The 17,058-nt window shown below is 27.9% G+C and carries 15 protein-coding genes; 13 read left to right on the plus strand and 2 right to left on the minus strand.

Annotation, left to right across the window (positions count from 1 at the left end; all coding sequences use genetic code 11):
• Positions 1-28: 28 nt before the first annotated feature.
• The 6 genes from JOC62_RS11705 (at position 29) to JOC62_RS11730 (ending at position 7,248) form a co-directional block, all read left to right on the plus strand.
• On the plus strand, positions 29-1,117 hold the full coding sequence (locus tag JOC62_RS11705) for a DUF871 domain-containing protein (protein WP_204595462.1): 1,089 nt from the start codon (positions 29-31) through the stop codon (positions 1,115-1,117).
• 100 nt (positions 1,118-1,217) lie between these two features.
• Positions 1,218-2,552, plus strand: coding sequence for a 6-phospho-beta-glucosidase (locus JOC62_RS11710; RefSeq protein ID WP_204595463.1), 1,335 nt, complete (start codon positions 1,218-1,220; stop codon positions 2,550-2,552).
• 198 nt (positions 2,553-2,750) lie between these two features.
• Positions 2,751-3,617: a DegV family protein gene (locus tag JOC62_RS11715; RefSeq protein WP_204595464.1), complete on the plus strand. Its 867-nt coding sequence runs from the start codon at positions 2,751-2,753 to the stop codon at positions 3,615-3,617.
• 19 nt (positions 3,618-3,636) lie between these two features.
• Positions 3,637-4,998 carry an MATE family efflux transporter gene (locus JOC62_RS11720; protein ID WP_204595465.1) on the plus strand — a complete coding sequence of 454 codons (1,362 nt, stop codon included), beginning with the start codon at positions 3,637-3,639 and terminating at the stop codon, positions 4,996-4,998.
• A gap of 17 nt (positions 4,999-5,015) precedes the next feature.
• Complete coding sequence (gene eutH / locus JOC62_RS11725) at positions 5,016-6,101, plus strand: ethanolamine utilization protein EutH (protein ID WP_204595466.1); 1,086 nt, start codon at positions 5,016-5,018, stop codon at positions 6,099-6,101.
• A gap of 13 nt (positions 6,102-6,114) precedes the next feature.
• Positions 6,115-7,248 (plus strand): ABC transporter substrate-binding protein, encoded by a 1,134-nt coding sequence (locus JOC62_RS11730; protein WP_204595467.1) that lies wholly within the window; start codon positions 6,115-6,117, stop codon positions 7,246-7,248.
• On the opposite strand, the gene JOC62_RS11735 is transcribed toward JOC62_RS11730, so the two are convergent.
• Positions 7,237-8,367, minus strand: coding sequence for a glycosyltransferase family 4 protein (locus JOC62_RS11735; RefSeq protein WP_204595468.1), 1,131 nt, complete (start codon positions 8,365-8,367; stop codon positions 7,237-7,239). The two genes, JOC62_RS11730 and JOC62_RS11735, sit on opposite strands and share 12 nt — an antisense overlap.
• 119 nt (positions 8,368-8,486) lie before the next feature.
• Here JOC62_RS11735 and JOC62_RS11740 point away from each other — a divergent pair, with 119 nt between their 5' ends.
• From JOC62_RS11740 to JOC62_RS11750, 3 genes are all read left to right on the plus strand, one after another.
• Positions 8,487-9,482 carry a CotS family spore coat protein gene (locus JOC62_RS11740; RefSeq protein WP_204595469.1) on the plus strand — a complete coding sequence of 332 codons (996 nt, stop codon included), beginning with the start codon at positions 8,487-8,489 and terminating at the stop codon, positions 9,480-9,482.
• Positions 9,483-9,545: 63 nt separating this feature from the next.
• Positions 9,546-10,175, plus strand: a complete 630-nt coding sequence (locus tag JOC62_RS11745) for a hypothetical protein (protein WP_204595470.1) — start codon at positions 9,546-9,548, stop codon at positions 10,173-10,175.
• 12 nt (positions 10,176-10,187) lie between these two features.
• Positions 10,188-11,234, plus strand: coding sequence for a CotS family spore coat protein (locus JOC62_RS11750; protein ID WP_204595471.1), 1,047 nt, complete (start codon positions 10,188-10,190; stop codon positions 11,232-11,234).
• Positions 11,235-11,283: 49 nt separating this feature from the next.
• On the opposite strand, the gene JOC62_RS11755 is transcribed toward JOC62_RS11750, so the two are convergent.
• The gene (locus tag JOC62_RS11755; protein ID WP_204595472.1) at positions 11,284-12,405 is read right to left on the minus strand and encodes a glycosyltransferase family 4 protein; all 1,122 of its coding nucleotides are present in this window, start codon (positions 12,403-12,405) and stop codon (positions 11,284-11,286) included.
• A gap of 106 nt (positions 12,406-12,511) precedes the next feature.
• Between JOC62_RS11755 and JOC62_RS11760 the strand changes: the two genes are divergently transcribed.
• From JOC62_RS11760 to JOC62_RS11775, 4 genes are all read left to right on the plus strand, one after another.
• Entirely contained in the window at positions 12,512-13,513 is a 1,002-nt protein-coding gene (locus JOC62_RS11760; protein ID WP_204595473.1) for a CotS family spore coat protein, read from the plus strand.
• A gap of 96 nt (positions 13,514-13,609) precedes the next feature.
• Complete coding sequence (gene yabG, locus JOC62_RS11765; protein WP_204595474.1) at positions 13,610-14,500, plus strand: sporulation peptidase YabG; 891 nt, start codon at positions 13,610-13,612, stop codon at positions 14,498-14,500.
• A 272-nt stretch (positions 14,501-14,772) separates the two neighbouring features.
• On the plus strand, positions 14,773-15,009 hold the full coding sequence (locus tag JOC62_RS11770) for a Veg family protein (RefSeq protein ID WP_204595475.1): 237 nt from the start codon (positions 14,773-14,775) through the stop codon (positions 15,007-15,009).
• A 360-nt stretch (positions 15,010-15,369) separates the two neighbouring features.
• On the plus strand, positions 15,370-16,932 hold the full coding sequence (locus tag JOC62_RS11775) for a DUF3794 and LysM peptidoglycan-binding domain-containing protein (protein ID WP_204595476.1): 1,563 nt from the start codon (positions 15,370-15,372) through the stop codon (positions 16,930-16,932).
• The last annotated feature ends 126 nt before the right edge of the window (positions 16,933-17,058 follow it).

Consider the following 17,058-nt stretch of genomic DNA (forward strand, 5'->3'; position numbering starts at 1 on the left):
GATTTAGAAGGTATTGGAGGACATATTAATGAAGAGATTAGGTATTTCAGTATATCCAGGACATCGTCCAATTGATGAGATATTAGAATATATAGAACTTGCCGCAAAGTATGGATTTGAAAGAATTTTCACATGCCTTTTATCAGCAGAAGGAAAATCAATAGAAGATATTGTAGAAGAGTTCAAAGTTATGCTTAATGTAGCAAATAAACATAGCATGGAAGTTATAGCCGACTTAGATCCAACGGTATTTAATAATTTAGGAGCTAGTATCACGGATCTTAAAGTATTTAAGGATATGGGACTTAGTGGAATAAGATTAGATATGGGATTCTCAGGTAATGAAGAAGCTATAATGACTTTTAATAAATATGGATTAAAGGTAGAACTTAATATGAGCAATGGGACTAAGTATGTTGATAATATAGTTTCATATAGACCAAATTTAAATAATTTATATGGATGTCATAATTTCTATCCTCATGTCTATACAGGACTTTCATACGATCATTTTATAAAATGTAGTAAGCAATTTAAAGAACTTGGAATAAAGACTGCCGCATTTGTAAATTCCCCTAAGGCGGAGTTTGGACCATGGCCAGTATCAGAAGGACTTTGTACATTAGAAATGCATAGAGATATGCCTATAGATGTACAAGCTAAACATTTATTTGCAACAGGTTTAATTGATGATGTAATAATAGCTAACTGTTTTGCATCAGAAGAGGAGCTTAAAGCATTAAGTGAAATTAATAAAGAAATGTTAGAACTTTCTGTTGAATTAGAAGAAGGTATACCAGAACTACAAAAGAAGATAGTTCTTGAAGAATTTCACTTTAACAGAGGGGATGTTTCAGATTATGTTATAAGATCAACTCAATCAAGAGTTAAATATAAAGGGGAAAGCTTTGCTCCATTTAATACGAAAGATATGGAGAAGGGTGATATCTTAATAGAATCAGATCTTTATACAAGGTATGCTGGAGAGCTTCAAGTTGCAATAAAAGAAATGAAAAATAGTGGTAAAACTAATGTAGTTGGAAGAGTTGTAGAAGATGAACAATTCTTATTAGATTATATTGAACCATGGAGTAAATTCGCATTTAAATTAAAATAATTTAAATATCATTAGGCTATGGGGATATTAATACCATAGCCTTTTAGATTAAAATCTTACAAAAGAAAATTACAGATTATTAAGTAAAGAGGTGTAGAGAATGAACAAAAAAGGAATAAAAATAGTTACTATTGGTGGAGGGTCAAGTTATACTCCAGAATTAGTAGAAGGATTTATTAAGAGATATGATAAGCTACCTGTAAGGGAATTATGGCTTGTAGATATAGAAGAAGGAAAAGAAAAGCTTGAGATAGTAGGAAACCTTGCTAAGAGAATGGTTAAAAAAGCTGGAATTCCTATGGAAATTCATTTAACTTTAGATAGAAGAGAAGCTTTAAAGGATGCTGATTTTGTTACAACTCAAATTAGAGTAGGTCTTTTAGATGCAAGAATTAAGGATGAAAGAATTCCATTAAGTCATGGCGTTATAGGACAGGAAACAAATGGTGCAGGGGGTATGTTTAAAGCAGTAAGAACAATACCTGTAATCTTAGATATAGATAAAGATATGTCAGAACTTTGCCCAAATGCTTGGCTTATAAACTTCTCAAATCCAGCAGGTATGGTAACAGAAGCATTACTTAGACACGGTAGAAATAAAAAAGTCATAGGACTTTGTAATGTTCCAATAGGAATGGAAAAGGCAGCAGCAGATATGTTAGGTGTTGACCATTCAAGAGTAAGATTTGACTTCTTTGGATTAAATCATATGGTATTTGGAAAGAACATTTATGTTGATGGAGAAAATGTAACTAGTAAAGTTATAGATTCTATTGCTGAAGGTAAACTTGGATCAATAGTTAAAAATGTAAAAGATTTTGGATGGGATGCTGACTTTATTAAAGCATTAGGAATGATGCCTTGTCCATATCATAGATACTATTTCCAAACTGCACAAATGTTAGAAGATGAATTAAAAGAATTCTCAAAAGGAGAAACAAGAGCAGAAGTAGTTAAGAGATTAGAAGCTGATTTATTTGATTTATATAAAGATGAAAATCTTGATATTAAACCACCTCAATTAGAAAAAAGAGGAGGAGCTTACTACTCAGATGCAGCTTGTAGATTAATTTATTCAATTTATAATGATGAGGGAGATATTCAACCAATTGATGTTAGAAATGGTGGAGCTCTTGAAGGAATAGATGATGATTCCGCTGTAGAAATATCATGTATGATTACAAAAGATGGTCCAAAGCCATTAGCTATGGGAGAAATTCCTGTATCAGTAAATGGATTAATTCAAACAGTTAAATCATTTGAAAGACTAGTTGTAGAAGCAGCTGTTACAGGAGATTATCATAAGGCGTTAATGGCACTTTGTATGAATCCATTAATACCTTCAGAAAGTATGGCTAAGACTCTTCTAGATGAATTATTAGAAGCACACAAAGATTATTTGCCACAATTTAAAGAATATTTTGAAGGTAAATAAAAAAGACTTGTTATAAAAAGAGTGAATCTATAAAGTAAATTATTATAAAAAAAGAGCCTATTTATATGGGTTCTTTTTTTTATGTATTAATATATTTTATTATTATATATAAATGAATAGAAAGTGAATGATATTGGAATAAAATATGAATAAGTTATGATATAATTGTTCTAGATTATTCAAATTTTGGAGGTAAGAATGGGCGTAAAAATAATAACTGATAGTACTAGTTATATTCCTGAAGATATTAGGAATGAATTGGAAATTGAAGTTATTTCTCTAAATGTTATCTTCGGGGGAAGAAGCTATAGAGAAATTGACCTTACTAATGAAGAATTTTTTGATGAGCTAGAGAAATTAGATGATTTACCAACATCTTCTCAACCGAGTATAAATGAAGTTAAAGAAAAATTTGAAAATATTATTAAAAATGGAGATAAGGTTGTCTGCGTATTAATCTCATCTGATATGAGTGGAACTTACCAAAGTGCAAATATGATTAAAAATATAATCTTAGAAGAGTATCCAGAAGCAGAGATAGAAATTTTGGACTCTAGGACAAACTGTATGCAAATGGGCTATGCTGCAATAGTTGCAGCAAAAGCAGCAAAAGAAGGAGCTGATATTAAGGGAGTTGTATCAAAGGCGGAAGAAGTAATAAATAAAAGCAAGTTCTTATTTATGCCAAAGACTTTAAAATATCTTAAAAAAGGAGGAAGAATAGGGAGTGCAGCTGCATTAGTTGGAAGTATATTGAAAATAGTTCCTATTCTTACAGTAACTGATGGAAAAACTACTATCTTTAATAAGGTTAGAACAAGAGGAAAGGCAATAAATGTAATAATCAATAAAGTTATAGAAGATATTGATAAAAAAGGACTTGGGGAGATTGCGATACATCATATAAATTGCGAGGATGAAGGAATAGAACTTAAAAAAAAATTAGAAGATAGACTAAAGCAAAAAGGAATAGAATGCAATATAATATTAGATTCTATAGGACCAATAATTGGATTACATGTTGGTCCAGGAAGCATTGGGGTTGCATACTATACTAAAAGTTAAATACATTAAGGGGGCAATTATGAATAGAATACTTAGCATGGATAAAAGTTTTTATAAGAAAGCACTTATTATAGCGTTACCTATAGTTATACAAAATTTTATAATGTCATCATTAAATATAGTAGATACAATGATGATAGGAAAGCTTGGAGAAAGTGAAATTGCAGCAGTAGGAATTGCGAATCAATATTTTTTCTTATTAAACATACTAATGATGGGATTATTTAGTGGAATAGGGATTTTTGTATCTCAATATTTTGGTAAAAGGGATGAAAAGAACATTAAAAAACTTATTGGAATAGGAATTATAGCTGCAATAGTAATAGGTAGTATATTTAATATACTAGCTCAAATAGCACCAGAAGGAATAATTAGTATATTTAATAAAGATAAGTATGTTATAGAGCTAGGAGCACAATATTTATTAATAGTATCTTTTAGCTATATTTTTACTGCTATAACATTTAATTATGGAATTTCGTTAAGATGTGTAGAAAAATCAATAGTACCTATGATAGCAAGTGCTATTGCATTAGTTACGAATACAGTATTGAATTATGGACTTATATTTGGAAACTTTGCCATGCCAGAACTTGGAGTAAGAGGAGCAGCTATCGCCACACTTATAGCTAGAATAATAGAGTTTCTAATAATAGTAGCTTATGTTTATATTAGCAAAAGTATTTTGGCGGGAAATTTAAAGGAATTATTCTCGTTTAATATAGAATTTGTGAAAAAGATATATATCACAGTAATGCCTGTATTATTAAATGAAGCTTGTTGGGGACTTGGTTCAGTTATGTATAATGTAATTTACGGGAGAATAGGAACTCAGGCAATAGCCTCAGTACAAATTGCTACTACCATAAATAATTTATTCATGGTAATAATTTTTGGTATGGGTAGTGCAACACTTGTAATGGTTGGGGCACAAGTTGGTAAAGGTGATGAAGAAAAGGCAGCAGAATATAGTAAGAATTTCCTAGTTATAGGATGTATAATCGGTATAATTATAGCTATAGCACTCTCATTATCTGCAAATACTATAGTCTCTGTGTATGAGGTATCAGATCAGGTTAAAACTTGGTCAAAGGCAATAATTTATGTTACATCAATAATAATGGTAATAAGAGTTTATAATATAATAGCAATTGTTGGAGTATTAAGGGGTGGCGGTGATGTAAAAGCATCATTTATTATAGAAGCATCAACAATGTGGCTTATAGGAGTTCCTTTTGCATTAATGGGAGCATTTGTATTTAAATTACCAGTATATTTAGTATATGCATTATGTACTTTTGAAGAAATTACAAAAGCAATTGCATGTTTTAAAAGAATGGCATCAAAAAAATGGATTAAAAATCTAGTAGCAGAGGCATAAAATGTAGGTGAGAAGTTATGGAGAATATTGTACTATATATTGTTGCTATATTTTTTTTTATAGGAGCGGTAGATTATGTTTGTGGAGATAAACTTAAATTAGGAAGTTATTTTGCTGATGGAATAAAAAGCATGGGAGCACTTGCTATAGCAATGGTTGGAATAATATCTTTAACACCGGTAATAACAGAAATATTAAATATAGTTTTAGTTCCAATTGCAGATAAAATTGGAATTGATCCATCTATATTTATATCAAATATTATTGCTATAGATATGGGAGCTTTTAATATAGCAGAAAATATTGCACTTAGTAAAGAAATGATATATTTTTCAGGAGTTTTAATGGCTTCAATGCTAGGGTGTACTTTAAGCTTCACCCTTCCTTTAGCTCTTGGAATAATAAAAAAGGAAAATAGACAGCAATTATTTATAGGTATGTTATTTGGTATTATATCATTACCTTTTGGTTTATTTATTGGAGGATTGTTACTTAAGATACCTATAAATATTATACTTATAAATTTGATTCCTATAATTATAATTTCTATACTCCTTAGCATAGGAATATTATATTGCGAAAATAAAATAATTTTTATATTTAATATTTTAGGAAAAGGGATATTGTGGCTTAGTATAATTGGATTATCACTTCAAGGAATACAATCTATTTCAGGCGTAATGATTTTTAAAAATCTTATGCCATTACAAGAAGCTTTGAATATAGTAGGTAAAATTGCTATATTTTTAGGCGGTGCATATGTTATGCTTGAAGTACTAAAGAGATTGTTAGAAAATCCTTTAGATAGATTAGCATTAAAATTTGGAGTTAACAAAAATTCGATTGCTGCATTTTTAGGAAGTTTAGCTTCAGCTATAATAGTATTTGTAAACTTCGAAGAACTTGATGATAAGGGGAAAATATTATGTAGCGCTTTTTCAGTTGGTGGGGCCTATGTGCTTGGAGGACAACTTGGATTTGTTGCAAGTGAAGCAACTGAAATTATAGGTATATATATATTCATCAAATTATTTTGTGGATTTTTATCGGTTTTCATTGCAATATTATATATAAAGAAAAAAGAGAGTATAGTTAAGAATTAGAAGGATTGATTTTATGAATGGTAAAATAAGAACAGTATTAATTTTTATTATAACTATAGTTGTATCTGTTGTAATAATAAATTATTTTAGTGATGATAAGCATAATAAAATAACAGGAGAAATTACTATTTGGGCAAATAATCATACGTATGATTACTTAGACGAACTGGCAAAGGATTATATGAAAAATAATAAGAGAGCAACGATTAAAGTTGAGAATATTAATAGTAATGAGTATTTTAATAAAATAGTAAATTTAAATAAAAAAGATGTACCTAATATTGCATTATTTAATAGTGAAGAGCTTACTAGCTTAATGAAAGAAAAGAAAATTAAACCAGAAGATCAGAGTAATTTAATAAATACTTATAAAATGAACTTTTCAAGTAGTAGATTACAAGAGGTAATGATAGATGGAAAGTTAATTGCTGTTCCATTTACAAGTAGGCCATTAGTTATATATTTAAGAGAAGATGTATTAAAAGAGTACGGATATTCTAGTAGTGATATAAATACATGGGATGACTTAATTAAAGTTTCAGAAGATATCTATAAAAAAAGTAATGGTAAGTATAGAGCTTTAAATGGGGTTGGGCAAGATTATAATGATTTAAAGACATTACTTATAATGCAGAATATGCAGTATGAAAGTAATAAAGATGGGATAATAAAAAATGTAGAGAAAAATTTGAAATATTTTAATGAAAAAAATATTATTACAGAAAACAATGATGAAGAATATTTTGCTAAAGTATCTTCTATAAATGGAATGAAATCTATTGAGAAGTTACAAACAAAAGGAATTTGGACAGCAAATAATCCACCAGCTACTAACATTGGATCAAATAGATTTTTTGTAGCACAAGGTGAAAATCTTGTTGTTCTTAATAGTACTGAAGATAAAAAACTTATAAATAGTTTTTTAGAGTATGCAAGTAATAATACCAATATAGCATTAAAATATGCACTTGATGGAAGTTTGTTTCCAAGCTATATATATGCATATAAAAGCAATAAAGTAGAAGAGCATGTTAAGAATTTTGAAGGGAAGAGCCCTCTTGTTGTTATGAGTAATATCTCTAAGAAGGCTCCTAAAATAAATAATTATAATCTTTATAAAGAGATTGAAGGAAATCTAGTTAATTAAAGAATCTAATATTGTTTCATATACGCTTAATGTATTTTGTGCAGTTTGCCTCCAAGAGAATTGGAGGCTTCTTTTATATCCTTTTTCAATTAAGTCATTTCTAAGGGAATCTTTTTCAAGTACATCAAATATAGCATTAGATAATTCATCTTCTATTGTAGGATTAATTAGTAGTGCAGAATCTTTAGTTACTTCAGGAATTGATGTAGTATTAGAAGTTATAACAGGAGTTTTACAGCTCATAGCTTCAAGTGGTGGAAGTCCAAATCCTTCATAATAAGATGGATATACAAAAAGATCTGCACCATTATAAAGAATAGGAAGATCTTTATCATCTAAAAAGCCAGTAAATATAATATCATTTTCTAAATTTAAGCTTTCAGAATAAGTTTTTAAATTAAGGCCGTCATCTTTTAAAGAACCTGCAAGAACTAGCTTATATTTATTAGAAAGACTGTTTTTAACTTTACTAAATGCACTTATTAGACCACGAACATTTTTTCTTGAGCTAAATCCGCCTATATATAATATATAAGGATCTTTAAAATTAAATTTACCTTGTATAGTTTCTCTACACTTATTTTTATTCATAGGAGTAAATTCATAATTTGTGGATAAAGGTGTCACAAATACTTTATCTTCTGGATAACCTTTAAAAAATTTTAGAATATCTCTTTTAGAATATTCAGAGACAGTAATTATACCTTTAGAATTTTCTATTATATTTGGAATATCTCTTAAAAATCTTTTTAAGTATCCTGGACCAACAGTTTCTGGCATTATATATGGTATAAGATCATGTATTGTTACAACTGTATTTATATCGTAATTAAAAGGAAATCCCATGCCATTTTGAGGAATATGATATAAATTTAATTCTCTATTTTTAATTAAATTTGGAATATATTCTTTTTCAAAAAAAGTACCATGGCGTCCAGAACAGTAAATAAGATCAGTATTTTTTTGAGTAAATCTAGTATCTACTTTTCCAGCCCATATAAGAGTAAATTGGTTATTCTTATCTATGTTTATCATTTCTGAAATTAAGTTTCTTGTATATGTTCCTATACCAGTTCCGGCATGTAAGTTTATACTTCTAGAATCTATGCAAATCTTCATTAAAACACCTCAATTTAGCTATATACTATAAAATATTATTGATAGTAAAATTTGTGAATGAAATCACATTAAATTAAGGATATTCATATAATAAATCAAATAAGTTTTGGGAGAAGTATATGAATGAAAAGATTATTAAAAATATAGTGGAAAAAGAGTACGATATAGAAGTTAAATCTGCTACAAAGATTAAAAATACTTATAAGATAAATGGAAATGAGGAATATTGTTTTAAGATTGTAAAATATAATTTTCCTCATTTTTATTTTATTTTATCTTCTATGTTACATTTAAAAAATAATGGTTTTTTAAATGTATTAGATATAATAAAAAATAATAAAGGAAGTTTGTATGTAGATCTTACAAATGGAAATTATGCTTACTTAACTAAATGGGTAGATTCAAGAGAAAGCAATTATGATGATATAGATGAACTAAAAAAGGTTTCTGAAAAATTATCAGAGCTTCACATCTGTAGTAGAAATTTTACTATAACACCTCTTATGAAGCCAAGAGTATATTGGTTATCATGGATAAATATGTTTAAAACAAGACGAGAAGAAATTCTTGATTTTGCACATAGAATATCTCAAAAGGCACATAAAAATAAATTCGATGAGGTGTTTTTAGGAAATTTAGATGAAGAGATTAGAAGAGCCGATAGGAGTATAAATGGACTTATCAAAAGTGATTATTCTTGTGTTATGGAAGAGCATTTAATGAAAAGAGAATTTTGTCACCATGATTTAGCGAATCATAATATATTGATAGGAAAAAATAACGATATAAATATAATTGATTTTGATTATTGTATCTTAGATAGTCATCTTCATGATTTATCTTCATTATTTATGAGAGCTATGAAATATCATAGGTGGGATAAAAATAAAGGTAATATAATACTTGAAGGATACTCTAAAAATATTGAGATTTCTGATAAAGAAAAAAAAATAATGAAATCATTTATGTTATTCCCACAAGATTTCTGGCAAAGAGGGTTACAAATGTATTGGGAGCAACAACCATGGGGAGAGGAGTTTCTTTTAGAGAAACTTAATAAATATTTGAATGATAGAGAAGAGAAAGAAGAGTTTTTAAATAATTTCTTTAACTAAGGGGTGATTACTATAAATGAGGTAACTCTTAAAAATTATTTATTGGAAAATGATGTTTATATAATGGGAAATTATTTTAAAAAGAAGAAAAATGATATAGATATTTTAAATCATATAGATATAATAATTAACCTTCAAAAAATTTTGATGGGATACCATTCTGTTGAAAAAAACAGTATTTTAAGTGAAATAGGTAGAAGAGTTGATAGAATTTTTGTGATGACAAAAAAGTTAGATATAGGATTTAATGAGCTAAATTATTATGAAAAATGTGTATTAGATAAAGTAAAGAAACAGCTTAAAAGAATAGAGGATATTGATTATATAGATATATATAGAAGAGGAATGTATAAAGATGAAATATGTATTGAACGAGTTGATGAGAGTAATTTAAGAGTTGTAGATCAAGTAGAGATTGGTAAGATTAAAAAAATTAATTTTAACATAGTTGAGGAGGACTTTATAAATTATTTATTTAAATATAAGAAGAAATGTAATAAAGATGCTTTAAGAGAATATGCAAAAGAATATGTAAGAAGGTCAAACCTTAAAAAAAGTAGCCTTCAATATATAAATTTAATTGTTGATATGCCATGTGAGAGCCTTAAATATTGGTATAAAAATAGATATGAGTGGGATGAGCATAGTAGAGATGAATTCAGACTTATATCTGAGAGAGAATTAGAATTCTAAAGGAGGTATGTAATGAGGAAGGTTAAATATGGAGATAAAAAGCTTTTATGTAGATATGATTTAAGTAAAAACTTTTTTGACAAGCTAGGACTTGATATATTAGATATAACTCCTCTAAGAAAGTTATATATATTAAATACAACTGAAGGAAAGAAAATATTAAAGAAAGTTGATTATAATGAAGAGAGAATAAAGTTTATAGGAGAGTCTCTTGAATATGTAAACAAGAATTTTCCATACATTATGAAAATGAATAAGTTACAAGCAAATGATAATTATATAAGCTGGCAAGGTGATAATTATATAGTAATGGATTTAATAGAAGGAAGAGAGGCATCAATAAGTAATCCCATAGAGGTAGAAATGTGCAGTGAGGCATTAGCTAGAATGCATAAGGCTTCTCAGATGATTAGCGATGTACTAGAGCCTAAAGAAATAGCTATTAAAAAATCTAACAATTTAGTTGAGTACTACAAATCAATAAAGGAAGATCTTATAAATATAAAGGACTGGGTAAGTTGTTATACTTATAAAAATGAATTTGATAAGCTTTTTATAGAAAATTGTGATAGATATATAGAAGAGATATCAAAGGTAAATGAAATGATTTGGGTTAGTAAATATAGAGATTTATTAATGGATAAGGAGTTAATATGTCTTTGTCATAATGACCTTGCAAATCATAACTTTATAATCAATGAAAATAAGATTAATATAATTGATTTTGATTATTCTACAATAGATTTAAGAACTTTAGATATAGCTGACTTTCTTTTAAAATGGATTAAGAATAGTGTTTTTGATATAAATAAGGGAAAGCTTGCACTCGAGAGCTATGATAAAATATTCAAAATAAAAGATGAGGAATATAAACTTATATATATTTTGATGAGTTTTCCAAGGGATATATATTCAATAATAAAATCCTATTATCATAAGAGTAAAGAATGGGAAGAAGAGGTTTTTCTTCATAGATTCAAGACAAAACTTGAGAATGATGTATTTAGAATAAAATTTTTAGATGATTATAAGAAGTTTTATGAAGATAAGATATTATAAATAAATTAAAGAGTGAGTGATTAAAATTTTTAATCACTCACTCTTTAATTTATCTACTTAAAATGCTTTCATAAGCTTTAATAGTATTTAGAGCTGTATTTTCCCATGAAAATAACCTGCTTCTTGTTAGTGCTTTTTTTACCATAGCTAGGACTAGTAAGCTATCACTTAGAACTCTTTGCATTGCATAACATAAATCATCAGGATTATGAGGGTTTATAAGTAATGCAGAATCATAACACACTTCAGGAAGGGATGTTTCTGTAGATGTTATTACAGGAGTACCACATGCCATAGCTTCTATAGGTGGCAATCCAAATCCTTCATAAAAGGATGGATATACAAGCATTTCACAAGCATTATAGAAATAAGGTAAGTCTTCAAGTGGGATAAATCCAGTAAATATAACATCATTTTCAACATTCAAGTCTCTAGCTCTATTTAGGTAGACATCATATGAAAACCCTTTTTTACCTGTTATAACTAGCTTTGTACTTTTTCTATAAGGAGGAGGTAATAATGAAAATGCTTCAATTAGCCCAAGTATATTTTTTCTTGGACTAAAGCCTCCAACATATAATATAAAATCTGATGCAATACTATATTTTTTTTCAATATTTTTTTTGCATTGGCACTTACTCATAGGTCTGTAAATCTCTTCAGCAGCTAAGTGAGTTACATATATTTTCTCCTTAGGATAATTAAATTCCTTGCATATATCTTGTTTAGAAAATTCTGAAACAGTAATTATTCCATCACAATTATCTAGAATTTTAGGCATATCATCATTAAATATTCTAAGATAACGATCGCTAACTGTCTCTGGCATTCTAAGCGGGATTATATCATGTAATGTAATGGCTTTTTTGCAATTAATATTGTCAGAAAGTCCTACACCGTTTTGAGGAACATGATATAATTCCATGCTATTACTAGATAAAATATTAGGAACTCTTACCTCTTCCCAAAAGTGCTCCTTAACTACAGTATCAATTTTTTCGATTTTAAAATTAGAATTTAAATTACTTAGGTTGGGATTATCTGGTGTAAAAATTAAATAATCATTATTGAAATCTACATTATTTAAATTATTTATCAATTGGTGCGTATACGTGCCGATACCTGTTCCTCTATACCATTTTGCGGCTCTGCCGTCAATGCCAATTTTCATGATTTAATCCTTTCAAAGTATTCTTAATCTTATTATATTTATTTATAGTAAAAAATGTTAATAAAAGAAATAGGTAGGACATATAAATATTAAGGGGGTGATTAAAATGATGAGAGAGTTTGAAATAGAAAGACAATTTAATATTGAGATTGAAACTTTAAAAGCAAATAAAGGTGTATACTATTTAAAAACTAACAAGGGAGAACGTTGCTTAAAAAAAATAAACTATGGACCTCAAAAACTATTATTTGTATATGGTGCTAAGGAACATTTAATAAATAATGGATTTGATAAGGTAGACAAGTATTTTTTAAACATAGAGGGTGAACCATATGCATTAGTAAATGAAGATTTATATACTCTATCAATATGGCTAGAAGGAAGGGAATGTGATTTTCATAAAATTTCTGAAGTAAAACTTGCAGCAGAAACTTTAGCAAAGTTGCATGAAGCTTCAAAAGGGTATGATCCACCTGAAAATTCAAAGTTAAAGAGTGATCTTGGTAGATGGCTTAATCTTATGAAAAAGAGAGTTAAATCATTAGATAAAATGAGAGATATGGTTAGAAAGAAAAGTAATAAGAGTGATTTTGATTTAATATATATTAAATCAATGGAATTTTACAAAGAAATGGGGAGAGAATCCTATAACACTCTAGAGCAATCAAATTATCTTGACCTTTGTGAAATTGCAGAAAATGATAAGAGTTTCTGTCATCATGATTTTACTTATCATAATATTATAATTGATAATAATAATGATGTTAATGTTATAGACTTTGATTATTGTAAGAGAGAAATAAGAGCTTTTGATATTTCTAACTTCATGACTAAAGTATTAAAAAGAGTTGAATGGGACTTTGAATATGCTAAAGCTATAATTGACTCATATAATAGTGTATCTCCTATAAGAGAAGATGAGTATAAAGTTTTATTAGCTTATCTACAATTCCCTCAAAGATATTGGAGATTAGCTAACAGATATTATTACAATGAAGTTAACTGGGGACAAAATACTTTTGCTAAGAAGCTTCAAGGTATAATAGATGAAAGAGATAATTATCTAGAATTTTTAAAGAAATTTAAAGAAGAATATAACATTGACTAAAATAAAACTCCATTTCGGTGGAGTTTTATTTTAATTAAATCATAAATCATATCTTTTACATATAATAAATAGAGTAATAATATTTTAGGTGAAATTATGGTTGTAGGAGATATAGTTGTAAGAAAATCATACGATAAGGATGTTTCTTTTAAAGTGATTGATATAAAGGAGGTAGACGGAAAGGTTACATTCATATTAAAGGGGTTAAATATAAGAATTATAGCTGATGCTGAGAGTGACGATTTAGAGAAAGTATCAGAAGATTACTCAGGAGAGCAAGATAAAATTTTAAATAGTAGAGTTAACAAAGCTATAAAAACTGCTATTTCAACTAGAGATATATATAACAGAAAAGGTGCAACAAAAGCTAGTAATAAAGTAAGTAAGGTCTCTAAAAATGAAGAAACGGAAGAATTGTTTTTTGGAAGGCCAGGAAAAATACTTCACGTCGATGGAGATAAAGAATATATGGATACTTGTCTTAAAGTATATAAGCAACTTTCACTTGATGCAGTGGGGGTAGCACTGCCGGAGGAAGAACAACCTAAAAAGATAGTTGATCTAGTAAAAGAAATTAAACCGGATATAGTAGTTTTGACAGGTCATGATGGTGTTCTTAGAGGAACTAGAGATTATTTGGATCTTAATAATTATAGAAATTCATTATTTTATAGAGATGCAGTAAAGGCCCTTAGGGATTATAACTCAAGCTATGATGAATTAATAATTTTTGCAGGTGCATGTCAAAGTTGTTATGAAAGTATGTTAGATGCAGGGGCAAATTTTGCATCTTCTCCAAGTAGAGTTCTTATTCATTGTTTAGATCCTGTATTTGTATGTGAGAAAATTGCATATACTAGAATTAATGAAATTGCATCAATTAAAGAAGTAATTGATAATACAATTACTGGTATAAAGGGTGTAGGTGGATTACAAACTAGAGGGAAGTATAGAGAAGGGTATCCGAAATCACCATATGTACTATAAGTAAAATTAAATATAGAGGGATAAGATTATAAATATAATATTTAGAATAATTTATAATTAAGTCCCTTAAAGTTTATATATTATATCTATTATTAATGAAAAATTAGTTTTAGATTTTATGCATAAATGTAAGTAGATTTACAAATAATAAAAAGGTAAGAAAAAGTATGAAAAAAATATTGACATTATAATTGTTAAGTGTTAAAATTAAGTTTTTGCTTGACTAAGCTTCAAAAAAATGGTATAATAAAAATAAGAAAGAGGGTGTTTTTATGGAAACTATTAAGACAATTGCCTCAATTAAAAAGAATATTGAGGGGCACCTTGGAGAAAAAGTAACTTTAAAAGCTAACGGAGGAAGAAAAAAGATTCTGGTTAACGATGGAGTTTTAGAAAGTGCTTATCCTAGCATATTCGTAATAAGATTAGACAATGACACCCAAAGAACCGTGACATATAGTTATTCAGATGTATTAACTCAGACAGTACAATTACATTTTCCAGGATAGAAAATAAAACTTCGATTTTCGAAGTTTTTTTCTATTTAAATAATTTTAAATAAAAAAAGAAAGATGGTGGGTTTCCATCTTTCAACTATGGTATAAAAGGGTATTGAGAATTTATGAGAGGTTATATGGTCAATAACCATTTACTATGTTACGACAAAAAAGTCTGTTTGTCAACAAAAATATAAAATAAATTTTAAAATAAGTAAAAAAAATATATACTTTATAAAAAATTTTTCTTTAATATGGATATTATGATGAAAAAACTTATAAAAAATAATTTGCTTTTCCTTCACATTAGGCATACATTTAGAATATTTTTATATAAATAGTAGTAGGTAGTTTATGGGGAGGGATTAAAAAATGTCAAAGATAGATGTTATAAAAGAAAATATCCAATTTGAACAACTTTTAAGAGAAAGCAATACTACAACTATGTTAAATGATGAATATCTTATACCTGATACTCATCCAGATGTAGAAAAAGTGCTAATGATAGAGGCAAAACCTTCTATTACTTCTAAAGAAACAATGGGGGATAAGATCGTTGTAGAAGGAAAAGTTGAATATAATTTAATGTATTTAGCTAAAGAGGAAAATATAGTAGTTTCATCAGTTAATTATTATCAAAAATTTAATAGTAACCTAGACTTAGAAGAAGCTGAACATAAAATAGTCTGCGAAGTTGAATGCAGAGTAGAACATATTGAAGCAAAGATAATCAATGAAAGAAAAGTAGCTATTGATGGGGTACTTAATTTTAATTGGGAAATGTATAAAGGAAAAGAATTAGAACTTATAAAAGATGTTGAGGGAACAGAAGGCATAGAGATTCTTAAGAAAAATGAAGTTATAAATAATAAAAATGCAAATGAAAATATAGATATAGCTGGTAAATCAGTTATTAGAGTTAGCATGGATAAACCACAGATATCAAAGATATTAAAATCTAAAATTGAACTTCAAAAGAAAGAAATAAAAATTGGAGAAGATAAAGTACATTGTGGATGTTATTGCAAACTCGTAATATTATATTTAAGCAATGAAAGTAAGGATATCTTCTATTTAGAAGATAATATTTATTTATCAAAAGAGGTCGAAGTTGCAGGAGTAACTCCAGATATGATGGTAACAGCTGATTATGATATTAAAAATAAAGATATTACTGTTGAAGAAGATGATTTAGGTGAAGCTAGAATTCTTAATACGGAAGTTTTACTTAAATGTAATGTAAGAGTCTTTTCAAAGAAAAATGTTGATATAGTAATAGATGCATATTCACCAAAATTTCCAATTGAAATTTCCAAAGATCAATGTGATATGGGAATGATTCAAGGTGTATACAATGCTGAATCTATGGTAAAAGATAATCTTTACATGAATGAAGGCGCTATGATGCCTGAAAGAATAGTAACATTCTCAGGTAATGCTATAATTACTGAGAAATCTGTTGTTAATGATAAAATTATGGTTGGCGGATATATAAATGTTAATGTTATATATAAAACTAATGATGAAGATAAGTATCTAGATAAGGTTTCTGGTGATATACCATTTAATGTGAGCATCGAAGCAAGTGGCGCTAATGATAAGATGAAAGCACTAGTTAAAGCTAATATAGAAAATATGGATGTAGCAATAGAGGCTAATACTATAGCTATAAAGGCGACTTTAATCATGAATGCTAAGATATTATTTGAAGTTAAAAAAGAATTTGTAAAAGATATCTTAGAGGCTGAAGGAGAAGAAGTTGAAAAGAAAGCTAGTGTAACAATATATGTAGTAGGTAAAGGGGATACTTTGTGGAAGATTGCAAAGAAATATAGTACAACAATGAATGAAATTATAAGAATGAATGAATTAGAAGATCCTGATATTTTAGTACCTGGAGAAAGATTATTAATACCTGGAAGAATAGTATCTTAGTATAAAAAATAAGTCTTGCTAAATGTTTAGCAAGACTTATTTTTTCGTTTAAATGTTTAAAATATGAGTTTTAATATTCTTGAATAAATAATATGGCCTTAGGAAATAATAATAAACGCATGATTT

The organism is Clostridium sardiniense (genome assembly GCF_016907995.1).
GTDB lineage: Bacteria > Bacillota > Clostridia > Clostridiales > Clostridiaceae > Clostridium > Clostridium sardiniense.

Excerpts from the sequence above, each read along its gene's own strand:
- JOC62_RS11705 (WP_204595462.1), top strand. The coding sequence starts at position 29 with ATGAAGAGATTAGGTATTTCAGTATATCCAGGACATCGTCCAATTGAT.
- JOC62_RS11710 (WP_204595463.1), top strand. The coding sequence starts at position 1,218 with ATGAACAAAAAAGGAATAAAAATAGTTACTATTGGTGGAGGGTCAAGT.
- JOC62_RS11715 (WP_204595464.1), top strand. The coding sequence starts at position 2,751 with ATGGGCGTAAAAATAATAACTGATAGTACTAGTTATATTCCTGAAGAT.
- JOC62_RS11720 (WP_204595465.1), top strand. The coding sequence starts at position 3,637 with ATGAATAGAATACTTAGCATGGATAAAAGTTTTTATAAGAAAGCACTT.
- eutH (WP_204595466.1), top strand. The coding sequence starts at position 5,016 with ATGGAGAATATTGTACTATATATTGTTGCTATATTTTTTTTTATAGGA.
- JOC62_RS11730 (WP_204595467.1), top strand. The coding sequence starts at position 6,115 with ATGAATGGTAAAATAAGAACAGTATTAATTTTTATTATAACTATAGTT.
- JOC62_RS11735 (WP_204595468.1), bottom strand. The coding sequence starts at position 8,367 with ATGAAGATTTGCATAGATTCTAGAAGTATAAACTTACATGCCGGAACT.
- JOC62_RS11740 (WP_204595469.1), top strand. The coding sequence starts at position 8,487 with ATGAATGAAAAGATTATTAAAAATATAGTGGAAAAAGAGTACGATATA.
- JOC62_RS11745 (WP_204595470.1), top strand. The coding sequence starts at position 9,546 with ATGGGAAATTATTTTAAAAAGAAGAAAAATGATATAGATATTTTAAAT.
- JOC62_RS11750 (WP_204595471.1), top strand. The coding sequence starts at position 10,188 with ATGAGGAAGGTTAAATATGGAGATAAAAAGCTTTTATGTAGATATGAT.
- JOC62_RS11755 (WP_204595472.1), bottom strand. The coding sequence starts at position 12,405 with ATGAAAATTGGCATTGACGGCAGAGCCGCAAAATGGTATAGAGGAACA.
- JOC62_RS11760 (WP_204595473.1), top strand. The coding sequence starts at position 12,512 with ATGATGAGAGAGTTTGAAATAGAAAGACAATTTAATATTGAGATTGAA.
- yabG (WP_204595474.1), top strand. The coding sequence starts at position 13,610 with ATGGTTGTAGGAGATATAGTTGTAAGAAAATCATACGATAAGGATGTT.
- JOC62_RS11770 (WP_204595475.1), top strand. The coding sequence starts at position 14,773 with ATGGAAACTATTAAGACAATTGCCTCAATTAAAAAGAATATTGAGGGG.
- JOC62_RS11775 (WP_204595476.1), top strand. The coding sequence starts at position 15,370 with ATGTCAAAGATAGATGTTATAAAAGAAAATATCCAATTTGAACAACTT.